Raw genomic sequence first — 23,694 nt, forward strand, 5'->3', positions numbered from 1 at the left:
AAACTGAAAGTTAGCATTTAACTATTCTCCACCTTACAAACCCCTATATACCAAGGTAGGTTGTAGGCGATGATTACATCATGTTGCCCGATTCAACAAGGCATAATAATAGATGAAAGTAAATTTATAAAATCATTGATATTAAAGGGGTTTCCTCATTTGAATTAAAATAATTTAAAACAGAAGAAAATAGGTTATGAGCAAAATCATGAGCATGTTATGACCATTGGGTAGGGCACTTTTCCTTATCCGTCTCCACGATAATCAGCTTTTTGATCATATTTTTTCTTTCTTTTATGCTTGCCTATAGACTAAAGAAATTAGAAATATATTTATACGAAGCCTGATTTACCGTACTTTTTTATGTTTAATGGATAATGGATAAAATACCTTAATACTACAGAATGTAGTTGATTTAGGAGGTCAATAATAACATTCATTCGGAGAAATACCTGATTCTTGTGGCAGCCGAAAATACAGCTCAAAAGAAAAAAGCAACTAGACCTTAGCTTCCTATTTTTTCATAATAAATGCCAGTTTATAATACGGATTCATTATGTTAATTGACTTTCCGCTACCTGCTGAGTTTGTCGTAAAGTCGTGGCTATGGGCTCCCGCTTCAGATGTTTAATCGGTGATTTTTAACTGTTATGTTAATAATCAGTATTATGCAAACTAGGAAAGCTAAATATATTGTGTTTAACGATGTCGGTTTATGTTGTTTAATGTAGATTGAAATATAGAATAAATATGAACCCTATTTGTTGCAAAAAAGTTCACTATAGATATTTTTTAAGTTAGAGACTACCTTCGTTAATTATTAATTACTATAATTCATCTTATTTTTCTTGAGTTATTATATTATTATTTATCACTTAATAATAAATACATTTTATTGTATGTTTAAACGTGGTTTTAAAGAATAGAAGAGGGAAGATATGAAAAAATTAAATGATCAACTATTGATAGACTCGTACCTTAAAGCAATTAAATTAGACTTAGATAAAAAATTCATCATCGTTCTAGAAGAAGAATTGAAGAGAAGAGGTCTACCCCTTATCGTTCAAAAAGATAGGCGTAACTAATTAGTATAAGCTTGAAACTATAATTCTTTGCTCTTCTTTTTTAACCCAAACTAATAATTCTTGTTCATTATTAATCAATTCTCTGAATAAGACTTGTTCAAATTGTAAAAATAACTAACTCTCTAAGATTTAACTTTTTAGTGTCCAAAATATTGACTCAAATCCACTTTTAGAATTAATTAAATCTCTTACTTAAATTTCATTTGTCCTACATGAACTAAAGCACTGATTGGACTAGGGGCCCCCAACGGGTTACCGAATTCAGTCAAACTCCGAATGCCAAATACTTATTCTTGGGAGTCAGACTGCGAGTGCATAAAGAAAAAGCTGATTTAAGGACAGCTCCGATCTTCAGCTAACGCACTGTTAGTTTAAGTAGAAACCTTCACAATCTCCATTGAGTAAAACATAAACAAAAAAAAGACACTAAATATTTTTCTAACCATTTCTTCGGACTGTGACATGATTTCTTTCATTTTTTCATTAAGTTTATGATATTTAATATGAAGGTAGAAGTGGCTAAAAGGAAGGCGAATTGTTTTGACTATAATAGATATTGACCAATTGCTTTTAGATACTGAAGAAATTGCCGAAGAGTCTATTCCATTCCATCTCGATACATTTGACATTGATCAATTATTAGATAAAACGGATAACTGGTAAAGAAAAGCATGCCCAAAGTGGATATGCTTTTTTTCTTTATAGGGGATAAAGATTCAAACGTGATGTTTGATTTCACATTTGAAAAATTTATCGAAGAAATGTACTGTATTCAAAATTAATAAGGTAGGTCTGCACCGATACTTATTGCTCAGTGATATATATTAAATTTTTTATCTATTTTCTATTCCTTGTTCAACAATCCTGCCCCTTTAGTTACATAATAAAATGGCGCAGTTTCCAGCTCCATATAGAAGGAAAGTACTTGTTAGCTCAATAAAAAAGCTTTTTCATTTGAATTGGTTCCAAGAAACAATCTCCACATCATTAATTTCAACCTCTCCAAGACTTAATAAATGTGGTATGTATGGAAACACCTCCAAGACTACCTCCAAGACTCTATACAATCCCACCAACAATAAGGTGAATTACACTTTGCTTACACCAAACAAAAAATGGACGATCAGGTTATGAAATTATTGAAAAAGCATCTACTACAGCAAAATAAAATTAAAAACAGTCATCATTACATGGATAAAAACTTTGTCTTTACTTCACCAGAGGGATATCCATTAGTGCAAAAACTGCCTGCAATACGCTTACAACGTCTTCTTAAGAAGTTACCGCATATCAACAAGGAAATTACGTTGTTTTCATTCAGGCATGCTCATACATCCTTACTGATCGAAGCAGGGGTAGGGTTAAAAACTCAACAACGATTAGGACATACAGAAAAGGCCTCCCAACAGTAAACTGTGGGAGGCCTTCAACTTTAAAGATATTACATGTTAGGTGAGCATTCATTCTGAATCCTCGTTAAACCCCTTTATTAAGGGATTTAGGCGATGATTACATCATGCCGCCCATTCATCAAGTAATAAAATAGAAGAAAATAGATTGATAGAATCATTGATTTAATGGGATTTTCAGATTGCATTTAAAATGTTCTAAAATAGAATAGAAAATGACTATGAGCAAAATTATGAGCAATTTTATGAGCAGTGGGTAAGGGCCTTTTCCTTACCCTGCTCCAAACAAACTATTTTTAAACCGTATTTTTTACGTTCTTTCATATCTGTAGAAATAAAACAATCCTTATCATTCCTAGGGTTTAGCCACTTTTTTGCTCAAAACGAAAATGAAATTATGTACCTTTATATATGTTTCGTGGTCAAAATGTATTCATATTTTACTTTATTAATTAATAAGGGACAATGTATGTCCCTTATTAATATACCATCTATTTTAAATCGTTTTCTTCTTTTCTAATGAGCCATTGTTTTGCTTGATACTCTGAGCTTTCAATTTCATGTAAAGCCCATTCACGTATTGGTTTGATTTTGCTATCCAGAAACTTCTTTGCTATTTCAGCCTGATTTTCGAGTTGAGCAGCAATATCTCCCGAATACATTTGAAAACTGTGAGCCCCAGCTAAAAACTCATTAAAAACTCTTTTTTCACCCTCAAATTTACTTAGGATGTACTCAGTTAAAGGTGGAATGGTTGGTTTAAGACTTTCATTATCAATATAAGGCAGAGGTAAATGCCTGGCCAAAACTTCAGCTGCCTTTACACCATTTTCCTCAACCCATGAGATTATATCCTCTGGCCTGATCGACTGTATTAAATCATCATACTTTCTAATGAAGAATTTCATTGACCTTTTCTCGTTTAATAAAGCCTGGCCCAAAATATTAATAACAACATTAGAGTAATCTTCTGCTATAGTTGCCAATAATGAAGAAGCATGCTTATCTAATAAATAATCCTCATTTCCAATAAAATTACAAAGTATCCAAATAGCGCGTTCTGGATTTATATTTAACAAACAATTTAATATTCTTTCCCATTCATAAACACTGTGAGAATTTGTTGGTTCAACAGTATCAACAATTTTCCATACCAATTTTTCTAAATCATGATTAAGTTGCTCTTTTTCTATTGGCTTTTTATTCTTCCAAAGTGATTTGAAAATTAGGCTGAATAAAACTCTTGTGGCCAGTTCATCCCCCTTATATACATTTGGTAATAATCTGTCTAGTATTATTATAGTTTCATTAGATGTTAGTCCCCGACCACCAATTCCATATAAAAATGTACTTAGATGCATTGGTAAAAGTTTGCCCTGATCGAATAATTGGATACTTCTTTCGAATGCTCTGGTTTTGTCCCCACCAACTATATATAATTCATGTGCTATAACTGGATACTCATTTTGAATCTTGTCAAAAACTTCATTAATATACTGTATATAGTCTTCCTGTAAGCTAATTATCGATGTTAAATACCCTTTAGTTAATGAAGTTTCTTTAAATTCAACTGCAGCCTTAATTAGTGAATCTAGGAAATCCATTTTGTTATCCAGCTTGCCTAATTCCACCCCTAAATGATATGAGCTTTTAGCCTCTTTTGAAAACAACCAAGTTAGGTTTTGCTTAAGAATTGATGGTTCCTGAATAAGTTCTTGACACAACTTGACAAGTTCCTCATTCCAGATATCCTCACGGTTTAAAAGTGAATAGTGCCAGTTGTCAAACCCTGCCAATGTTTTCAATCTACCTGCTAGATCATTGGGCTTTATTTCTTCTAACCAATTTCTTGCCTTTTCGCAATCTACCTCCTGGTTTTTATTATCACATTCGAATTCGATAAATTCCTCAATTGCCTTTATTACATCACTTCTTGAAATATACTCCTCCCAATTAGACGTAAATAGTAGCCTTAGCTTTTCATCTTGGCCAAACCTCGATAATAATGAGATATTTTGCAAACCAATTTCTAAAGCAGAACGAATATATCTATCATCTGATTGTTTTAACCGCATTTCAATTAGTAATTCTATAGACTCATTTAAACATTCCTTGTATTCATTAAAATCTTTAGGTTCCCATTGCTCCGGTACGATTCTACCTGCAACTATTGGATTACCAACTAACCTTGTATTACTTCCTCTAAATAATTCACTTAATGCCTTTATAGCAAGGTCAGATGTGTCAATATCCTCTGAAAAAATATAATTTTTCAGAACTGAAATTCTTCTTTTAAAGGGCAACGAAGTTCCAGATAGAGAAATACGAAATAAAGATTTCCATGTTTCAGTCGCATTATTTGAAATACTGGGCTCGGTCTCCATTAAGGCTAAGTGTCGTAAGATTGCTTCAGCATCATTAAAATGTTCAGAAAAACCCGCTAATCTTTCCGATAACCATACAAGGGATCTACGTGGTCCCCACCGTCCTGCTCCCTCACCAGTAATATTAAGCAATTCCTTTTCGCTTGCTTGTTCAACTAAATACCTTAACATAGGTAAAAATGTAACGGGATCTGATTCAACCAATTCTTCTATTTGATCAACCGTCTTGAGTTCGGCCAACTTTGTGGGTGGAAGAGTGGCAATCCATTTTCGAAAGTAGCCACCAATCTTGCGGCGTACCTCCTCTCTTCCACTCCATGCAACTCGGGTAAGAAAACTTTGCAAGAGATTTTCTGGAATATTTGCAAGAAACTCATCTGGTTCCTCAATCCACCTTTTATATGCTTCATCAAAAGCCACCTGACCAATCAGTTCAGGGGTTACATACATATACCTACCTGCAAGGGCAACAAACCCTGGAACATCATGCAATCTTCTAGCTGTTTCTATTACAACTTGTTGATTTAGCCCAAGAAGAGTACTTAGAAACTGCATCTCCTCTTTGACATCCTGTTTATATCCCACTTTACTTAAAAGTGATATAGCCTCTATAACTTTACGATCTTCAAAGCTAAGCCTACTCATGTAATAATCTCTTATATTAGGGAGCCCTGCTCCGACATGCCCTTCATCTGCTATACGAGTATCATTAAGGCATAAATCTGCTGCTAACCTTACAAATCCGCCTGATAACCTTGCATAAATCTGGAGTCTTTCTTTAGGAACAAATTGATAATTTTTTTCTAATACAGATATTAATAACTCAGGTGCCATTTTTTCAAGCCAGAATTGATAAGCCAAATCGCTTGGACGCTCCCCTGTGTTATCAATGGCAATAACTCGAATACGATTAGAATGTCCCCGTAATATACTTTTTAGGTTCTGTCTTACTTGTAAAGAACATTCATCTGCAACAAGTATTGAGGTTATATCCGGGTCATTAATCATCATTGTTGCAGCTTGTATTGCAAGATTTTCATCACTTGTATATACGACCAAGGAACTTGCTTCAGGTAGGGCTACAATTGATTCAAAAACTAATCTAGTTTTCCCAACACCAGCCTCCCCTTGAACAGTCAATAGCACATCTGGAGTCTCAACTGAAAAATTTAGCATGGTTTGTATTTGCTTAGTTACTCCTTCCCATTCTGGAACGACTGTATACTCTGGCGTCAAAGAACGGATACTCGTACCCCAGGCATCCATATGGATTACAATATTTGTAGCAACTGGCCGAAAAAACTTTAATATTATACTAGGGAATTTATTAGCCCAGGCAGCTAAATCATCGGCAGTGATCACATAGGCCCTTGGGGAATCTGGATTAATTCCCTTTACTAGTAAATTTAAACTTTCTTCCCAATCCGCCTTTGTGGTGGCAGGCATGCTATCACAAACACAAAAACGGTAGGCAACCCCCTCTAAAATGCATTGCTTAGCATATGGTTTGTTAATTTCAGTTCTAAAATCTCTCTCACCACCACTATAGCCACTTGCCTTATATTGCATAATTGATGGTCCTTCCAACCAAAGGTTTTTAGAATGAGGAACAAAGTTATCAACTTTAGTGTCTACTCCTTTGTCACCTATATTAGTACGAAGATTTGTATGTATTGCCGCTGTAGGTCTCCCGTCAAGAAATGACTGGGCTCTTATTAATTCATCAACAAATTTTGTAAACCTATCTCCTCCTGGACTTCTGCCTAAATGAATTACATCCAATGCATCAATTGTCCACATTTTGCCCATCCTTTCTATCTGACTAACTTATATAATCTCTTTCTTATAACCTCTAATCCATATATTAACAATGTAATTATTATATCTTTTATTTATTATAAAGCGCATCATTTTTCCTACAAAGCCAAATCTTCTTTAGAGAAAGATTATTATTAGTTTATTTATTATTTATATTATTGAATAATTCAATTGTTTTCTTCTCGTCTACCTGTCCCCTGGGTACAACAAAAAGGTTGTAGAATGGCTAAAATCACCTTATAGTTTCCCACCACATCCCCCATCAAGAAGATTTATACTATCGTCATAACAGATTAGTTTTGGTCTGATATTGGCGATTTTTGTTGTGCTAATTATGATAAAATTAAAGTTATGGAATTTGGAGATTGGAGGAAGAATGATGGCAGCGATAAATGATTTAGTTAATCAAATTTCAGATGTACGCCTTAGAGCAAGATTGTCTGAAGAAGTTGCATATTTGGCAAAAAAGAAAAAGTTCGGTTTAGTCTTTGAAGAACACTTACCAGAGAAAACTTTATTATACAATTCAGAATTAAAAGTAGGTATGACGGTCTGTTATAAAAACAAGTCTGTTGATGATACATATCTAGTTACAGATATAAATGATAACGAGGTCACGCTAAGAAACTTGAAGACGGGTGAGTTATTTTCAGAAGAAAAACGGAAAGTAGTTCAAATTCGTAGATTTGGAGAAGCTGTCTTTCCTATGTTAAAACATGTTGATTCAGTGCAAAAAGGTTCAAAAGATGCTGCTTGGCATATGCTAATTGAAGCAGATAATTATCATGCCCTTCAATTATTAGATTATCTGTATCCTGGAGAAGTTGACTGCATTTATATTGACCCTCCGTATAATACAGGATCTAGAGATTGGAAATACAATAATAGTTTTGTAGATAGTAATGACGAATGGCGACATAGTAAGTGGTTAGCTTTTATGAAACGTCGTTTAGAATTAGCAAAAAAACTTTTGAAGCCAGATGATTCTGTTTTAATTATCGCAATTGACGACAATGAATTGTTTGCTCTTGGTATGTTGCTAGAAGAGCTATTCAAAGGCTCAGAACGTCAAATCATTGATATTACTATAAATCCCAAAGGAAAAGCTCGGGATCAACGACTTTCACAAGTAGATGAATATCTCTTGGTGGTATATCTGGGGAATGGCGGAGCTCAAGAAATTATAGATGGTGGAGAGCTAGAGGAGATAAGATGGCCTTATTTGAGACGAAGTGAAGCCTCATCTGTTCGTTCCTCGCGAAAAAATCAATTCTATCCGATCTATGTTGATGATGAAACAAAAAAAATCGTAAAAATTGGTGAACCAATACCAAAAGAGGTAGATAGAAATAGTGTCCCACAAATTAAAGGATGTACAGCTGTGTTTCCTGTGACTGAAGAAAATGTAGAAATGATTTGGGGGTTAACTGGACCAAGCCTTCAATTAGCAGTGGATGGGGATTATGTCCAGGTTAACTTTAATAAAAAAAATAAATTTCAACCATATACAATAAAATATGTAACTGCTCCTTCAATAGAGAAGGTAGAAAATGGAGATTATAGTGTTGTGGGTCGAAGAGATGATGGTTCAAAGATTGTTGTTAGTACCCAAAGTTCATCTAAGAGAAAAACAACTGTCTGGAAGAAAAATCTGTACGACGCTAATAAGTATGGAACACAGATTGTCAGTTCAATTATTAAGAACAAACAATTTCCTTTTCCAAAATCTTTATATGCCGTTCATGACACTCTCAAATCCTTTTTGAGTAATAAGAAGGATGCACTTGTAGTTGATTTCTTTGCAGGAAGTGGGACAACTTTACATGCATTGAACTTATTAAATTTTGAAGACGGCGGTAACAGAAGAGGTATATTAGTAACTAATAATGAAGTTTCTTCGCGAGAGGAGACCGATTTGCTAGACAAAGGATACTTGCCAGGTGATGATGTATGGGAGGACAACGGCATATGTCGTTCCGTGACTTGGCCACGTGTGAAACACTCAATATTAGGTGTAGATACCGCTGGAGTTCCAATTGATGGAAATTACTTTCTTGATAAGTATCGAATGGAGAGTAAGAAAAGAACAGTTAAGCAAATTGACTATATATCGCCTTCCAAAGTGACAACTGTAGCACAGAAGAAGAAGATTATTTCTCTTCTAGGAACGCAAAGAATTCCAAGCACAAAACTTGTAAGCTCGGGCGCTTTTGCAATAGACGATGAAAAGCCAACAGCAATTCTATTTGATTTGTCATATGAGGAAGAATGGTATCAAGAGCTCGAGGGCAAAGATAATGTCACTGAGGTGCTAATTGTCACAGAAGATAAATCGGCTTTTAAAAGAATTTCTGAGAAGAGTATTGAAATTCTTGGTACCAAAGATTCTTACTCTCAAGAAGAAAGAGCAATGTCAGAAGGTTTTAAATCGAACTGTGAGTATTTTTCATTAGACTTTTTAAACAAGGATGATGTCGAGCTAGGAAATGAATTCGAGAGTATCCTTCCTATTTTATGGGCTAAGTCGGGCTGTGTTGGAATGCGCCCAGAGAATGTCGAAGATGTTGATTTTATCTTCCCAATCGAAAGCAATTTCTCGGTTCTAATTAATGAATATGCATTTGCCCAGTTCAAAGAAGAAATGAAAAATCACGTTGGTATTGAATATGTTTATATAGTTACGAATTCTAATGATGCTTTTTCAGAAATGGCTTCAGAATTTTCGGGTGTCAATAGTTATCAACTGTATAAAGATTACTTAGATAATTTCATGATACAAGGAGCTGTAAAATAATGAGAACAGTATTGTTTCCATTTCAAGAAGAAGCACTCATTAATCTTCACAAAAATATTGAATTTGCACAATCAACCAATAAGCAATTTGGTAAAAATTCAGTAATCTCATTTTCTTCCCCGACAGGTTCCGGGAAAACAATTGTAATTACAAAGCTATTTGAAGAAATATTGTTCGGTTCAGAAGTAAATGAAGGTAATAAAAATTCAATATTTTTGTGGCTATCTGATTCGCCAGAGTTAAATAAACAAACGCAAAGCAAAATTGAAGCTCAATCAAATAAGATAAATGTAAACCAATTAGTACAAATTGATCAGGCGTTTGATAAGGAATTTTTTGAATTTGGTCATATCTACTTCTTAAATACACAGAAGTTAGGGTCGGATAAGAAACTCACCTCATATTCAGATGAACGAGAATATACAATTTGGGATACGATTGAAAATACATCTAGACAGTTTCCTTCAAATTTCTATTTGGTTATCGATGAAGCCCATAGAGGTGCTGTATATAATGCCCAGTCAGAAAAGAAGGCACAGTCAATTATGCAGAAGTTTTTGTTAGGTAGTGTAGAAGATAAGTTATCTCCTGTGCCACTAACAATTGGGGTTACTGCGACACCCGAAAGATTTATGCAACTTATTGAGCAAAGTGAATCACTTCCATTAAAGATAATGATTAAGCCAGAGGATGTTCGAGATTCGGGATTGATAAAAGACCGAATTAAAATAGCCTATCCTGCTTTAGCAATAGATAATGAAGTGACGATGCTAAATGAAGCATTATCTGATTGGGACAATAAAGGTAAGCAATGGAAATCATATTATGAAGATGGCCAAGATGGGACTTTGGTTAAACCAATTATGGTTATTCAAGTTGCTGATGGTTCTAGGAATAATATTTCCAATACAGATTTAGCTTTAATCGTTGCAACCATTGAAAAATATCTTGGAAGAGAGTTAAACGATGGCGAACTGATTCAAACTTTTGATTTGAAATCAACTATTGAAATAGGTGGTAAGGTCATCCCATACGTTGAACCATATAGAATTCAAGAAGATGAGAATATCCGATTTGTTCTATTCAAAATGAATCTATCTACAGGTTGGGATTGTCCTAGAGCTGAAACAATGATTTCCTATCGTACGGCAAACGATGCTACTTATATTGCTCAGCTACTTGGTCGTATGGTTCGAACACCGCTCGCCCGAAGAATTAGTACCAATTCTGAATTGAACTCTGTTTCGTTGTTCCTTCCTGGATACGATCAAGAAACGGTTAATAGTGTAGTTATTTCTCTTCAAGAAAGTGATGCTCTTGTTCCGGATGAAACAGGGACAAAGAGAACGCTCGTTGATTATGTAAGAAGTACCGAATTTGAAGAACTATTCCCCGAGCTTAATTTTATAACTACTTATGAAGTTCCAGGGAAAAGTTCACTTTCATTCTTGAAGCAGTATTCTAGATTAGCAAGGCTATTGACTATGAATCAGATTGATATGGAAGCTCAGAAAAATGCGTACGATGCAATTGTTACAAAAATGCGAGAATTAATAGAAGAAATGAAAACTGATGGTGAATTTGATTCAATCCGAGAAACAATCGAAAATATTGGTATCAATCAAATTGAATTTAGTGTGAGAGATAATGTGGTCGATACAACAAATCAGTATTCATTAATCGCGGATGTAGTTGATATATCGACGGCATTTGATAAGCTTAAGAGTTTATTTGATGGTCTAAATGTTTTTTATTGGTCTAAATACACTAAAGTTGAAAAAAATTATCGTCAACTTAAACTTGAGGTGCTTGTTTTATCTAAGTCTGAAAAACAGATGAAAAAATTATTTACTTACTGCGAAAATCAATTTAATGATTTATATGAAACTTGGAAGTTTGATATTGCCAATCAAACAGAAGATATAGGGTCTGAGTTTAAGCGACTTCTTTCACAAGTAGAAAATCCCATCGATAAACCGTTTTATCTTCCTGAGGTCGTTGGATATACCGTAAGTGATAAATCGATTGAAATTGAAAAGCATATTTACGTTGATAAGCAAGGTAAATTCAAAATTGACCTAAATGGTTGGGAGAAAGATGTTGTAAAAACAATGCTTGAAAAGGCTGACGTGGATGCATGGTTAAGAAACCCAGACAGGAAATATTGGTCAATGTGTGTTCCGTATGAAGATGGTGGCAAATTTACTCCAATGTTCCCAGATTTCATCTTTATTCGTAAGCAGAATGATAAGTATGTATTTGATTTATTTGACCCACATGATTCGAGTAAAAAAGATAATGTACCAAAAATTAAAGGTCTAGCTCGTTATGCTGAGAAGTATTGGACTTTGTTCCCGAGAATTGGACTAGTTCGAAAACAAAAAGGAAAAGATAAACAAGAACGCTATTATTTACTAAACGTGTCCAACACGAGTGTTAGAAAAAAAGTATTGAAAATAACGACTGATGCACAATTAGATGATTTGTTTATAGAATATGGCGAAACATTGTGATGCACTTAAGGCAACTCCACAACGGGGTTGCCTTTTTTGGTTGACTGTGTTTCTGCAGTATCCCTTACTGTATTGAACAAACAGGAAACCATTACAGTTCCATCCTTTTCATTCTCCGTGATTTAGCCTTTATATGTCTGCCTCAAGACCATTCACTTTTTTAATTCATTAACTGTGGTCATCTCTTTGAAGTAACTCACCAACGTCGGCGGTTTTGTTCTGTACTTCCAGGACGTAAAAGGTCTAGTTGTGAAATGGCATACAACAACCGGTTAAAAAAAGAAAAAAAACAAAAAGGGGAAATTTAAAATGGCGTATATTCGAAAACGAGGTAATAAATGGTCTTATACGGTCTCTTGTGGAATAGATCCTCTGACCAAGAAGCCAAAACAAATAACCAAGTCAGGGTTTGCTACAAAAAAAGAAGCTACTTCAGCCGCCAGAAAAATAGAAGCGGAGGTAGAAAATGGGACGTATCTAAAAGAAACTAATACGACTTTTGAGGCTTTTGCTCAAGACTGGATAAAGATATACGCTCAAAATGCAAAAATAAGCAGTGTAAGAGCACGTAGCAAGGAAATGAAACACTTTATATCTGTATGGGGGCCTTATCAACTTAAAAAGATAAGCAAACAAATTTATCAAAAGCGAATAGTGGAGCTATCTGAAAAGTACAGTCGGAATTATGTAAGTGGTATTCATGCATGTGGCCGAATGATTTTTAATCATGCGGTTGAATTAGGACTCATTAAAATTAATCCTACAGAAAACATTCATTTGCCAAAGCATCAAGTAAAGGTTGAAGAGATTGAAAGCCAAGAAGAAGAGATAAAATTTTTAGAAAAAGAAGAGCTAGCACGATTTTTACGCACTGCTGATTCAGAAGGCTTAGAAATGGATTCTTTGATTTTTACCACTCTTGCCTATACTGGTTTACGTATTGGGGAATTACTTGCCCTTAAGTGGACTGATTTTGAGCAAGAAAAAGGGTCATTGCGTGTTACTAAGACTTTATACAATCCAAGTAACAATATAAAAAAGTATGAATTACTTCCACCGAAAACATCAGGGTCTATCCGAACCATTCGTATTGATGAAAAACTCGTAAAAATGTTAAAACGCCATGCAATCAAACAAAAAGAAATAAAATTACAAAAAGGAATCCTATATATAGATAACCAGTTTATTTTTGCACGAAATGATGGACATCCGCAATTAAGAAAAGTAGTGGAAACTAGACTAAAACGTCTATTAAAAAAGGCAGGTATTGATAAAAACATTACCCCTCACTCATTCAGACATACACATACATCTCTCTTAATTGAAGCGGGTGTGGGAGTAAAGGAGATTCAGCAGCGTTTAGGCCATACAGACATAAACACAACAATGAATATATACGCTCATATGACAGCCAATATGGAAGAAAAGGCCTCCCACCAGTTCAGTAAACTGATGAAAGACCTTCTCTGATATAATGGTTTTTGTGAAAAAAGTGAGCATTTTTTGCTTACTATGAGCAAAAGTATGAGCATTTATCTTTACTCCACTTAAAAACCCCTATATATCAAGGCTTTATGATGCCTATTACATCATGCCGCCCATTCCGCCCATGCCGCCCATATCAGGCATGCCCATGCCGCCAGCGCCAGCAGGTTCTGGTTTGTCTGCAACAACAGCTTCTGTTGTTAAGAACATAGCTGCTACAGAACCAGCGTTTTGTAGAGCTGAACGAGTTACTTTAGTAGGATCGACGATACCGGATTCGATCATGTTCACCCATTGTCCAGTAGCTGCGTTGAAGCCCGTACCGACTGCTTCGCCTTTAAGGCGCTCTACGATTACAGAGCCTTCAAGTCCAGCATTGTGAGCGATTTGACGAACAGGCTCTTCGATGGCACGAAGAACGATTTTCACGCCTGTTGCTACGTCGCCTTCCGCTTGAATTTCAGCGATTTTATTGTATACGTTAAGAAGTGCTGTACCACCACCGGCTACGATGCCTTCTTCAACAGCGGCACGAGTGGAGTTCAATGCATCTTCAATACGAAGTTTACGTTCTTTTAATTCTGTTTCAGTAGCTGCACCGACTTTGATTACCGCTACGCCACCAGCTAATTTAGCAAGGCGTTCTTGTAATTTTTCACGGTCGAATTCAGAAGTTGTTTCTTCTAATTGAACACGGATTTGGTTTACACGAGCTTGAATTTGAGCTGTATTTCCAGCACCTTCAACGATCGTTGTATTTTCTTTTGTAACAACCACTTTAGACGCACGGCCTAATGAATCGATTGTTGCGGATTTAAGATCAAGTCCGATTTCTTCAGTGATTACTTCGCCGCCTGTAAGAGCTGCGATGTCTTCAAGCATTGCTTTACGACGGTCACCGAATCCAGGAGCTTTAACCGCAACTGCGTTGAATGTTCCACGAAGTTTGTTCACAACAAGAGTTGCAAGCGCTTCGCCTTCTACATCTTCAGCAATCAACAATAGCGGTTTCCCTTGTTGAACAACTTGCTCAAGTACAGGAAGGATTTCTTGGATATTCGTGATTTTTTTATCTGTGATCAAGATATATGGATTCTCAAGGACAGCTTCCATTTTATCTGAATCAGTTACCATGTATGGAGAAGCATATCCACGATCGAACTGCATACCTTCTACTACGTCCAACTCAGTTGTGAAACCTTTAGACTCTTCGATTGTGATGACACCGTCGTTACCAACGCGCTCCATTGCTTCCGCAATCAGTTGGCCCACTTCTTCATCAGCTGAAGAGATGGCAGCAACTTGTGCGATTGATTCTTTGTTTTCAACAGGTTGGGAAATGGCTTTCAATTCTGCGATTGCAGTATTGACCGCTTTCTCGATTCCTTTACGGATACCCATTGGGTTAGCACCAGCTGTTACGTTTTTAAGACCTTCACGGATCATCGCTTGAGCAAGAACCGTTGCAGTAGTTGTACCGTCACCAGCTACGTCGTTTGTTTTGCTTGCTACTTCAGCAACCAATTTCGCACCCATGTTTTCGAATGCATCTTCCAATTCGATTTCTTTAGCGATCGTCACACCGTCATTTGTGATAAGCGGTGAACCGAATTTTTTCTCAAGAACCACGTTACGACCTTTTGGTCCAAGCGTTACTTTAACTGCATCTGCAAGTGCGTCCACACCACGAAGCATGGAGCGGCGAGCTTCTTCACTAAATTTAATTTCTTTAGCCATTTATAAGTACCTCCCTAAAATTTTAAGAAAATTTTCGTTCAGTTAAGTATGATGTATAATTAGCCGATAACAGCTAGAATGTCGCTTTCACGTAAAATTAAGTATTCAGTGTCTTCGAATTTAACTTCAGTACCTGCATATTTTGAGAAGATAATTAGATCGCCTTGGGCAACCTCTAAAGCAACACGTTCGCCATTTTCAAGGACACGGCCAGTACCAACTGCTACTACCTTACCTTCTTGTGGCTTTTCTTTAGCAGTATCAGGAAGAACAATACCGCTTGCAGTTTTTTCTTCAGTTTGAACTAGTTCAATAATAACGCGATCACCTAATGGTTTTAACAAGTGAAACAACCTCCTCATATTCTCTTGATAATTTGTTTCATGATTATTAGCACTCTTCATCATTGAGTGCTAACACATTTATAATATTAAATAAACCGAGCCTTTTTTGCAAGTATCTTATTGAAAATTTTTTATTAATTTCTGATAAATTACGGGTAAACTACTTTAGCATAATGATTTCCTTAACAAAGTAATTGAAATGTTATGTTAGGGGTACCTTTAAGTGGTGTTCTGCCTCATTATTTGATACCATTTTGGAGTATGCGTTTATAGATTGTCCCCATATCAGGAACGTTCCGAGCGGAATGGGTGACTATAAAAGGAGTTTTCATTTTTGAAAAAAGAATATTGGTTCGTCATCATCACTTATATTGCCATGCAATTATCCAGTATTGTTGGGGTACCCATTTTCATGCTGATCGGGTCTTATACCGGAATGCCAACTGATGAACTCGATGTGAAGTCTGCAGCATACTGGATAGTTTTCAGTTTTCTCGCTGCTTTATTCTTGATTCTTTTTTTAATGAGAAAAGATATGAAGGAAAAGTTGGACACGAAAAATCATACTTCCGTTCCCATGTCCATATTATGGGCAATTGCAGGAGTGTTCATGGCCCTTTTTGCGCAAAGCATTGCCGGCAGCATTGAACAAATGCTTGGGGTGGAGTCTGAATCTGAAAATACCCAGCAACTCATTTCACTCATTTACAAAGTCCCCATGGTCATTTTCGTCACTTCAGTAATTGGACCTATATTGGAAGAATTAATTTTCCGGAAAATCATTTTCGGATCACTTCATAAACGCTTTAACTTCTTTATTTCAGCTTTAATCAGCTCAGTTATTTTCGGCTTGGCGCATGGTGAATTTGAACATCTTCTTTTATATACGGCAATGGGCTTCACTTTTGCTTTCCTTTATGCGAAAACAGGCCGCATTCTCGTATCCATGAGCGCACATATTGCGATGAATACGCTTGTTATCATCCTTCAAGTGGTATATCGGGAGGATATTGAGAAGATGCTAGATACTGCACAGGCCTTCATCGGAGGTTTATTATGAAACGTCAATCACCATTATTCATGGGCATCATCTATGCAGGCTTAGGAGCTCTTTTTACCGCTATTGCGATTCAAACCGTCAATTCTTCTGGATGGGGAATCTTTGCCTACATACTTGTCCTTATTGCGACTCTTGACTTTGGATCGGGATTACGCATGATCATGCTGCACTTTAAGATTAAAGCCGCACAAAAAAATAAGAAAAAATGAAAAAACGCTGCAATGATGCAGCGTTTTTTCATTCCTCCAATGCGGCTTCTTCCACTACAGGATAATGTTTCAGGAAGTAGATGAGCGACTGAAGTTCCACGGCAAGGTCAATGTGGTGAACCCTTATGGATGGAGGCACGGTCAGCCGTGCAGGTGTGAAATTCAATATTCCTTTTATATCAGCTTTGACTAGACGATCGGTTATCGTCTGGGCTACCTGTGCAGGCACTGTCAATATAGCCGCAGTAATATTATTTTCCTGCAATAGTGTATCGATTTGATCCATATGATAGACGGGAACATCAGCTATTCGCTTGCCGACCTTTTCTTCAGAAACTTCGAAAGCCATTTCAATTTTTGTATTATTATTTTTCATGAAATTGTAATTTAAAAAAGCGGTTCCTAAATTTCCTACCCCGATTAAAGCGACTTTGGTCAATTCATCTTGATCTAGTGTTTTTCTGAAGAAGGATAATAAATAATTGACATTGTAGCCGTAGCCTTTTTTCCCAAGCGCGCCAAAGTAGGAAAAATCACGGCGAATGGTAGCAGAATCCACTTTTACAGCTTCGCTTAGCTCTGCCGAGGAAACTCTTTGTTTGCCTGAGGAATGTAAGTTCTTTAAAAATCGATAATACAATGGCAACCTTTTGGCTGTTGCCTGCGGTATCTTTGGGTCATGGTTCATTGTTCTTCCCCGCCTTCACACATGCTTTTCAACTTAATCTCTATCTGTTTGTTTTACTTGCCTTTTATAATCGTTACTGGACACTCCGCCTGTTTTCTCCACTAGGAATGTAGGCCCGATCACCATTCCCTTATCAATGGCCTTACACATGTCATAAACAGTCAAGGCAGTCACGGATGCAGCTGTTAACGCTTCCATTTCCACACCTGTACTCCCTTTTGTCTTAGCTTCCGTTTCAATCCTAAGCCTATATCCTTGTTCTTCTTTTACCCAATCAAAGGCTATATTGACCCCTTGCAGAGCAATGGGATGGCACATCGGAATTAAATTGGATGTATTTTTGCTGGCCATTATTCCTGCAACTTGTGCAACAGCCAGTACATCACCTTTTTTCATTTTCTGGTTCGTGACCAATTCATATATTTCATCATTCAATAAAATGCTCGATTGAGCTACTGCCGTCCGGGATGTTTCAGGCTTAGCACTCACATCGACCATTTTGGCCCTGCCCTGTTCATTAAAATGCGTTAAGTCTCCCATTTAAGTAACCCCTCCTAAATCATACACTATTATTCCACTTTATGTAACAGCTTTTCTTTTAGCTTGGAACCAAGCTGTTGCCGATAATAACTAAAATACGTTAAACTAACAATAATCAATTGAGGTGAAATCTATGATTTTATTACAAATCAATCAACTATCGAAATATTATGGAGCTGAACTTATTTTATCAAATATGAAGCTCGAAGTTCAAAATAAAGATCGAATTGCACTTGTCGGCCGAAATGGCGCCGGTAAATCCACTCTGCTAAAAATCATAGCCGGGCAGCTTTCCCATGATGGCGGTGAAATAATCAAACCAAAAGGCGTCACCATCGGCTATATGGCCCAAGATACGGGATTGGAATCCGAACTGACCATTTGGGATGAGATGCTGACTGTATTCACGGACCTTATAGAGCAAGAAAAGGAACTGCGTCGCCTTGAGGCTGATATGGCCAGACCTGACATCTTTGAAAACGAAACAATTTACCAAAAAGTGCTGAATGAATACGACACTTTGATGGTGGCATTCAAAGAGAAGGGCGGTTATCAATATGAAGCGGATATCCGTTCCGTATTGCATGGACTTCAGTTTGCTGACTTTGACTATTCTACCCCAATTTCCACTTTAAGCGGTGGGCAAAAAACAAGGCTTGCATTAGGGAAGCTGCTTTTAAGGAAACCGGATATTTTGATTCTGGATGAGCCGACGAACCATTTGGATATCGAAACCCTCTCTTGGCTTGAACAATATTTACAAAGCTACCAAGGAGCTGTCCTCATTGTTTCCCATGACCGCTATTTTTTAGATAAAGTAGTAAACCTGGTATATGAGATTTCCCGGAATCACATGAAAAAATACCATGGTAATTATAGTTCTTACCTAGAGGGAAAAGCGGAAGATTATGAGCGGGACATGAAACTGTTCGAGAAGCAACAAGGGGAAATTGAAAAGCTTCGCGACTTTGTCCAACGTAATATCACAAGGGCTTCCACCACGAAAAGAGCACAAAGCAGACGCAAACAGCTCGAAAAGATGGATGTATTGGACAAGCCGCAAGGTGATGAAAAATCCGCGAATTTTTCTTTCCAGATTGAAAGGCAAAGCGGAAATGAAGTACTTCACCTCCAGGACTTGGCTATTGGATACGAAGGGGAAACGGTATCAAAGAATATAAATTCCCGGATGACAAAAGGAGAAAGCATAGCCCTTGTTGGCCCAAATGGAGTTGGAAAATCAACGTTACTGAAAACGATCATTTCTAAGCTGCCTGCACTTTCTGGGGTTTTCCGTTTTGGAACGAACGTAGAAGTCAGTTACTACGATCAAGAACAGGCTAACCTTGTTTCCAATAAACGCGTACTCAATGAATTATGGGACGACTATCCCCTTAAACCGGAAAAGGACATTCGCACCGTACTCGGTAATTTCCTATTTAGCGGGGACGATGTTTTGAAAACCGTTTCCACACTAAGCGGGGGCGAAAAGGCTCGGCTTGCTCTAGCCAAAATGATGATGCAAAAAGGGAATTTTTTAATTCTTGATGAACCAACGAACCATTTAGACCTCGATAGTAAATTGGTGCTTGAAAACGCATTGATCGATTATCCGGGAACTATTCTTTTCGTCTCACATGACCGTTATTTCATAAATCGGATAGCAACGAAAGTGATAGAGCTCTCCAAAGACGGCAACGAAGAATTCCTCGGTGATTATGATTACTATCTAGAGAAGAAACAGGAGCAAGCGGAAATCCAAGCACTTGAACAGCTGGATCAGGCTAAAACGTTAGATGCAGCTGTAGAAAAAACAAATTATAAAATTGATAAAGAAGCAAAAAAAGCTGAACGCCAGCGAAAACGGCGCATTGAGGAAATCGAGGCAGCCATGGAGCTTCTTGAAACCGAAATAAACGAATATAATGACCTCCTTTGTGATCCAAATGTTTTTCAGGACCATGAAAAAGTAATGGAAGTCCAAACAACGCTTGATAAAGCACAGGAAAGTTTAGACCAGCTTCTCGAAGAATGGGCTGAACTGGAAGAATGACAAAAGACCGAGTCAATTGACTCGGTCTTTTCTTTTAAATTTCGCTTGAAAGTTATCCACAAACTTATTAACAAACCACTTACCGTTCATTAGCCATTAATTTGAGTTATACACATTATCCACAGAAACATATCCACTTATCCACAAAAACACCGCTTTATACACATGCAGAATGATGATCAAAAAAACTTTATCCACAGAATATTCTTTTTTTTTATTATCACGATAAAAAGACAGGATGCCGAAGTGAGGGATCCTGTCTTCTCGTCAATCAAAATGCTTCTATGTCCAATCCAGGGTTTCCGTTCAAATCCAAACCGGATCGTTTTCCCTTTTCAAACATGACACTGCCAGCAGCTCCGATCATGGCGGCATTGTCCGTACAAAGATAAAGGGGCGGAATGGATATATCCATAGGTAAATCCTTAAATGCTTCCGTTAATGCTTCCCTAAGGCCTTTATTTGCCGCAACTCCTCCAGCAAGCAATACCTGTTTCACATTATATTCCTTTGCAGCCTTCACAGCTTTCATTACAAGCACTTCTATCACGCTTGCTTGGAAACTTGCCGCTAAATCTTTAGGTTCAATTTTTTCCCCGCGCTGTTCTGCATTATGCAAAGTGTTGATCACCGCTGATTTCAACCCACTGAAAGAAAAGTCATAGCTGCCATCCAACCATGCCCTAGGCAGTTTCAAAGATGGGGAGCCTTCTTGTGCAAGCCTATCGATATGAGGCCCACCAGGATAAGGGAGCCCCAAGGTTCGAGCCACTTTATCATACGCCTCTCCTGCTGCATCATCCCGCGTCTCCCCTATCACCTTGAAAGAACCCGGTTCTTCTAAAAGCACCAATTCCGTATGACCTCCCGAAACGACTAAAGAAAGGGCAGGATATTCGATCTCCTGAATAAGTCGATTTGCATAGATATGTCCCGCGATATGATGCGTACCGACAATCGGTATTCCATGTGCGAAGGCTACAGCCTTCGCCGCATTCACACCTATTAATAGTGCCCCTACCAGTCCAGGGCCTTCCGTAACGGCAATGGCATCCAAGTCTTCATATGTCACACCGGCTTGCAGCAGTGCTTCTTCAAGGACAATCGTAATTTGTTCTACATGATGACGGGAAGCTATTTCTGGGACGACACCGCCAAAACGTTTATGGCTTTCGATTTGTGAAGCCACGACATTACTCAGTATCTCCGTTCCATTTTTTATGACAGCTGCCGCAGTTTCATCGCAGCTCGTTTCAATTCCTAATATAAATTGATCTTTTTTCATGAAAAATTCACCCACATAACATAAGCATCTTCTTGATTGTCTGTATAATAATTTTTTCGGATTCCACCCTTTTGGAAACCTAGTTTTTCATAAAGCGAAATGGCTACTGCATTACTGACACGGACCTCAAGCGTCATCCTCACCACACCCATCGAAATGGAGATTTCAATCATCTTCCTGAGCAAAGCTTCTCCAAACTTTTGCCCTCGGTATTCTGGTAATATCGCTATATTCGTAACATGCGATTCATCAATGACGATCCACGCACCACAATAACCGGCAATTTTCCCTTCATCCTCTATCACCATGTATACAGCATATTGATTATGATTCAATTCATTTAAAAAAGCTTCCCGGCTCCAAGGCAAAGTGAAGGACTGCTTTTCCACGTTAAGCACTTGGTCGATATCTGCCGTATTCATCTTTCGGAACGTCAATGTTTTACTCATAATAATCGGTCGCTTTCCTTTTTTATTTCCCCTGCTGTTCAAGCCACTTAGCTTCTGCTTCAGCCATGCGGATATAATTCGGTACAAACTGGTGAACATCCACTTCAGTCTTATCAAGGCCAATGAAGGCCAGTTCACTTGGCCTTGAGTTATATGACTGTACCGGAGCAAATACCGCTAATTCGCCTAATGCATCCGTAATTGCATCCCGATGGATGTCCACATCTTGACCAACAAATAAAACAGGACGATTTAATTCCTTCAATTGATTCGCCCACTCAGAGGATAGAATATTACAATCTTCAATGACTGTCTTTAAAGAATCTTTTTCCATTTCATATAATCCAGTATAAATCTGCCCTCTTCTTGCATCGAACAAGGGAGATATCAACCCGTTAAAATAACGTCCATTAGCTGCTAAAACCTCTAAGCTGGAAACACCTGATAACGGAATCTGAAGCGTCCAGGCCAAGCTTTTCGCAATCGTCACTCCAATCCTGACCCCTGTATAGGAGCCTGGACCTTGAGCGACCACTATCTTAGTCAATGCCTTCGGTTTAGTATCACAATCCCTCAGCAACGTTTCAATTGCTGGCATTACCCGCACCGAATGATTTTTCTTTAGGTTCGTCGTATACTCGCCAATTACTTGATTCCCGTTTACCAGTGCAATCCCTAATGTGAAATTCGATGTATCTATAGCTAAAACCTTCATCAAATAATCTCCTTACATAACTTTACATATCGTTCGCCTTTGGCTTCCAAAACAATACGCCGGCTTGTATCGCCCAGACGATAGATATAAATGGTCAAGATTTCCTCTGGAAGGTGATCCTTTATTAAATGGGCCCATTCAACGACAGTCACACCATCACCATCAAAATATTCATCAAAGCCTAAATCTTCTTCCGATTCACTTACCCGATAGACATCCATATGATATAAAGGCAAGCGACCCATGTACTCCTTTATTATCGTAAAGGTAGGGCTATTCACCATTCTGGTAACACCTAATCCTTTAGCCAGCCCTTTCGTGAATGCCGTCTTTCCTGCACCCAAGTCACCTTCTAAAGCCAGCATATCTCCACTGGAAAGCTTTTGAGCCAATTTATGCGCAAATTGCGCTGTTTCTTCCTCATTCTGAGAAATCAATTCAACATGTTGCATATATCAATCACCTTTATCATTATTAGGAAAACGTCCTATAGTTCATGTCGAGAACCATAAACGCAATATTATGGAACAAAAACCATTCTATATGTAGTTTACCTTGTTTCAAAAGAAGAAACAAATAAGTTAGGGACATAATTATTCGAATTTCAGATAAAACAAAAAAAACGAAACCTAAGTTTCGTTTTTTTCATGATTGCGGGGACAGGATTTGAACCTGCGACCTTCGGGTTATGAGCCCGACGAGCTACCGGACTGCTCCACCCCGCGACGGTATAAATGCTACTTTTATAAATTAAGTATTCCCATTTACTCAAAAAGAATACAAAGATTATTGCTTGGCGGCGTCCTACTCTCACAGGGGGAAACCCCCAACTACCATCGGCGCTGAAGAGCTTAACTGCCGTGTTCGGAATGGGAACGGGTGTGACCTCTTCGCTATCGCCACCAAACATTATATCTTTTTTTACAGTACATCCATTATCATATCATGTATGAAATCAGAATGCAAGAAGAAATTTTCATTCCTTCAAAACTAGATAATATAAGAAGGTATTTCATTTTTTTAAAGCGTTGGTTAAGTCCTCGATCTATTAGTATCAGTCAGCTCCACATGTCGCCACGCTTCCACCTCTGACCTATCAACCTGATCATCTTTCAGGGATCTTACT

The 23,694-nt window shown here is 37.5% G+C and carries 18 protein-coding genes, 1 tRNA gene and 2 rRNA genes; 9 read left to right on the top strand and 12 right to left on the bottom strand.

Features of this window, described 5'->3' with window-relative positions:
* Window positions 1–938: 938 nt before the first annotated feature.
* From sda to Q8G36_RS19795, 3 genes are all read left to right on the top strand, one after another.
* The gene (sda, locus tag Q8G36_RS19785) at window positions 939–1,085 is read left to right on the top strand and encodes a sporulation histidine kinase inhibitor Sda (protein WP_305161449.1); all 147 of its coding nucleotides are present in this window, start codon (window positions 939–941) and stop codon (window positions 1,083–1,085) included.
* Between the two features lie 540 nt (window positions 1,086–1,625).
* Window positions 1,626–1,748, top strand: coding sequence for a hypothetical protein (locus Q8G36_RS19790; RefSeq protein WP_305161448.1), 123 nt, complete (start codon window positions 1,626–1,628; stop codon window positions 1,746–1,748).
* Between the two features lie 452 nt (window positions 1,749–2,200).
* Window positions 2,201–2,497 carry a tyrosine-type recombinase/integrase gene (locus Q8G36_RS19795; protein WP_305161447.1) on the top strand — a complete coding sequence of 99 codons (297 nt, stop codon included), beginning with the start codon at window positions 2,201–2,203 and terminating at the stop codon, window positions 2,495–2,497.
* A 488-nt stretch (window positions 2,498–2,985) separates the two neighbouring features.
* Here the strand turns inward: Q8G36_RS19795 and Q8G36_RS19800 are convergent, their stop codons facing one another.
* Entirely contained in the window at window positions 2,986–6,678 is a 3,693-nt protein-coding gene (locus Q8G36_RS19800; protein ID WP_305161446.1) for a hypothetical protein, read from the bottom strand.
* Between the two features lie 397 nt (window positions 6,679–7,075).
* Here Q8G36_RS19800 and Q8G36_RS19805 point away from each other — a divergent pair, with 397 nt between their 5' ends.
* From Q8G36_RS19805 to Q8G36_RS19815, 3 genes are all read left to right on the top strand, one after another.
* Window positions 7,076–9,490 (top strand): site-specific DNA-methyltransferase, encoded by a 2,415-nt coding sequence (locus Q8G36_RS19805; RefSeq protein WP_305161445.1) that lies wholly within the window; start codon window positions 7,076–7,078, stop codon window positions 9,488–9,490.
* Complete coding sequence (locus Q8G36_RS19810; protein ID WP_305161444.1) at window positions 9,490–12,003, top strand: DEAD/DEAH box helicase; 2,514 nt, start codon at window positions 9,490–9,492, stop codon at window positions 12,001–12,003. Before Q8G36_RS19805 ends, Q8G36_RS19810 begins: the two co-directional genes overlap by 1 nt.
* A gap of 309 nt (window positions 12,004–12,312) precedes the next feature.
* Window positions 12,313–13,473 carry a tyrosine-type recombinase/integrase gene (locus tag Q8G36_RS19815; RefSeq protein WP_305161443.1) on the top strand — a complete coding sequence of 387 codons (1,161 nt, stop codon included), beginning with the start codon at window positions 12,313–12,315 and terminating at the stop codon, window positions 13,471–13,473.
* 114 nt (window positions 13,474–13,587) lie between these two features.
* Here the strand turns inward: Q8G36_RS19815 and groL are convergent, their stop codons facing one another.
* Together groL and groES are read right to left on the bottom strand one after the other, a co-directional pair.
* On the bottom strand, window positions 13,588–15,225 hold the full coding sequence (groL, locus tag Q8G36_RS19820; RefSeq protein ID WP_144480913.1) for a chaperonin GroEL: 1,638 nt from the start codon (window positions 15,223–15,225) through the stop codon (window positions 13,588–13,590).
* 59 nt (window positions 15,226–15,284) lie between these two features.
* Window positions 15,285–15,569: a co-chaperone GroES gene (gene groES, locus Q8G36_RS19825; RefSeq protein ID WP_305161442.1), complete on the bottom strand. Its 285-nt coding sequence runs from the start codon at window positions 15,567–15,569 to the stop codon at window positions 15,285–15,287.
* A gap of 334 nt (window positions 15,570–15,903) precedes the next feature.
* On the opposite strand from groES, the gene Q8G36_RS19830 reads away from it, so the two are divergent.
* Both Q8G36_RS19830 and Q8G36_RS19835 read left to right on the top strand, forming a co-directional pair.
* Window positions 15,904–16,629 (top strand): CPBP family intramembrane glutamic endopeptidase, encoded by a 726-nt coding sequence (locus Q8G36_RS19830; RefSeq protein ID WP_305161441.1) that lies wholly within the window; start codon window positions 15,904–15,906, stop codon window positions 16,627–16,629.
* Window positions 16,626–16,838 (top strand): YdiK family protein, encoded by a 213-nt coding sequence (locus Q8G36_RS19835; RefSeq protein WP_063235583.1) that lies wholly within the window; start codon window positions 16,626–16,628, stop codon window positions 16,836–16,838. Before Q8G36_RS19830 ends, Q8G36_RS19835 begins: the two co-directional genes overlap by 4 nt.
* A gap of 28 nt (window positions 16,839–16,866) precedes the next feature.
* Here Q8G36_RS19835 and Q8G36_RS19840 read toward each other — a convergent pair whose 3' ends face one another.
* Both Q8G36_RS19840 and moaC read right to left on the bottom strand, forming a co-directional pair.
* Window positions 16,867–17,526, bottom strand: coding sequence for a redox-sensing transcriptional repressor Rex (locus tag Q8G36_RS19840; RefSeq protein WP_260288947.1), 660 nt, complete (start codon window positions 17,524–17,526; stop codon window positions 16,867–16,869).
* A gap of 33 nt (window positions 17,527–17,559) precedes the next feature.
* Entirely contained in the window at window positions 17,560–18,066 is a 507-nt protein-coding gene (moaC, locus tag Q8G36_RS19845; RefSeq protein WP_305161440.1) for a cyclic pyranopterin monophosphate synthase MoaC, read from the bottom strand.
* 133 nt (window positions 18,067–18,199) lie between these two features.
* Between moaC and Q8G36_RS19850 the strand changes: the two genes are divergently transcribed.
* Complete coding sequence (locus tag Q8G36_RS19850) at window positions 18,200–20,119, top strand: ATP-binding cassette domain-containing protein (protein WP_305161439.1); 1,920 nt, start codon at window positions 18,200–18,202, stop codon at window positions 20,117–20,119.
* Window positions 20,120–20,390: 271 nt separating this feature from the next.
* Here the strand turns inward: Q8G36_RS19850 and tsaD are convergent, their stop codons facing one another.
* From tsaD to Q8G36_RS19885, 7 genes are all read right to left on the bottom strand, one after another.
* On the bottom strand, window positions 20,391–21,404 hold the full coding sequence (tsaD, locus tag Q8G36_RS19855) for a tRNA (adenosine(37)-N6)-threonylcarbamoyltransferase complex transferase subunit TsaD (RefSeq protein ID WP_148359440.1): 1,014 nt from the start codon (window positions 21,402–21,404) through the stop codon (window positions 20,391–20,393).
* Complete coding sequence (rimI, locus tag Q8G36_RS19860) at window positions 21,401–21,853, bottom strand: ribosomal protein S18-alanine N-acetyltransferase (protein WP_305161438.1); 453 nt, start codon at window positions 21,851–21,853, stop codon at window positions 21,401–21,403. The genes tsaD and rimI overlap by 4 nt, the downstream gene beginning before the upstream one ends.
* 22 nt (window positions 21,854–21,875) lie before the next feature.
* Window positions 21,876–22,568, bottom strand: a complete 693-nt coding sequence (gene tsaB / locus Q8G36_RS19865; protein ID WP_305161437.1) for a tRNA (adenosine(37)-N6)-threonylcarbamoyltransferase complex dimerization subunit type 1 TsaB — start codon at window positions 22,566–22,568, stop codon at window positions 21,876–21,878.
* Complete coding sequence (gene tsaE / locus Q8G36_RS19870; protein ID WP_305161436.1) at window positions 22,568–23,020, bottom strand: tRNA (adenosine(37)-N6)-threonylcarbamoyltransferase complex ATPase subunit type 1 TsaE; 453 nt, start codon at window positions 23,018–23,020, stop codon at window positions 22,568–22,570. Before tsaE ends, tsaB begins: the two co-directional genes overlap by 1 nt.
* Window positions 23,021–23,219: 199 nt before the next feature.
* Window positions 23,220–23,293 (bottom strand) — tRNA-Met (locus Q8G36_RS19875).
* A gap of 66 nt (window positions 23,294–23,359) precedes the next feature.
* Window positions 23,360–23,475: ribosomal RNA gene (gene rrf, locus Q8G36_RS19880) — 5S ribosomal RNA — on the bottom strand.
* Between the two features lie 121 nt (window positions 23,476–23,596).
* A 23S ribosomal RNA gene (locus tag Q8G36_RS19885) occupies window positions 23,597–23,694 on the bottom strand; the annotation flags it as partial.

The organism is Peribacillus frigoritolerans (genome assembly GCF_030676415.1).
GTDB classification, from domain to species: Bacteria; Bacillota; Bacilli; order Bacillales; family DSM-1321; genus Peribacillus; species Peribacillus frigoritolerans_A.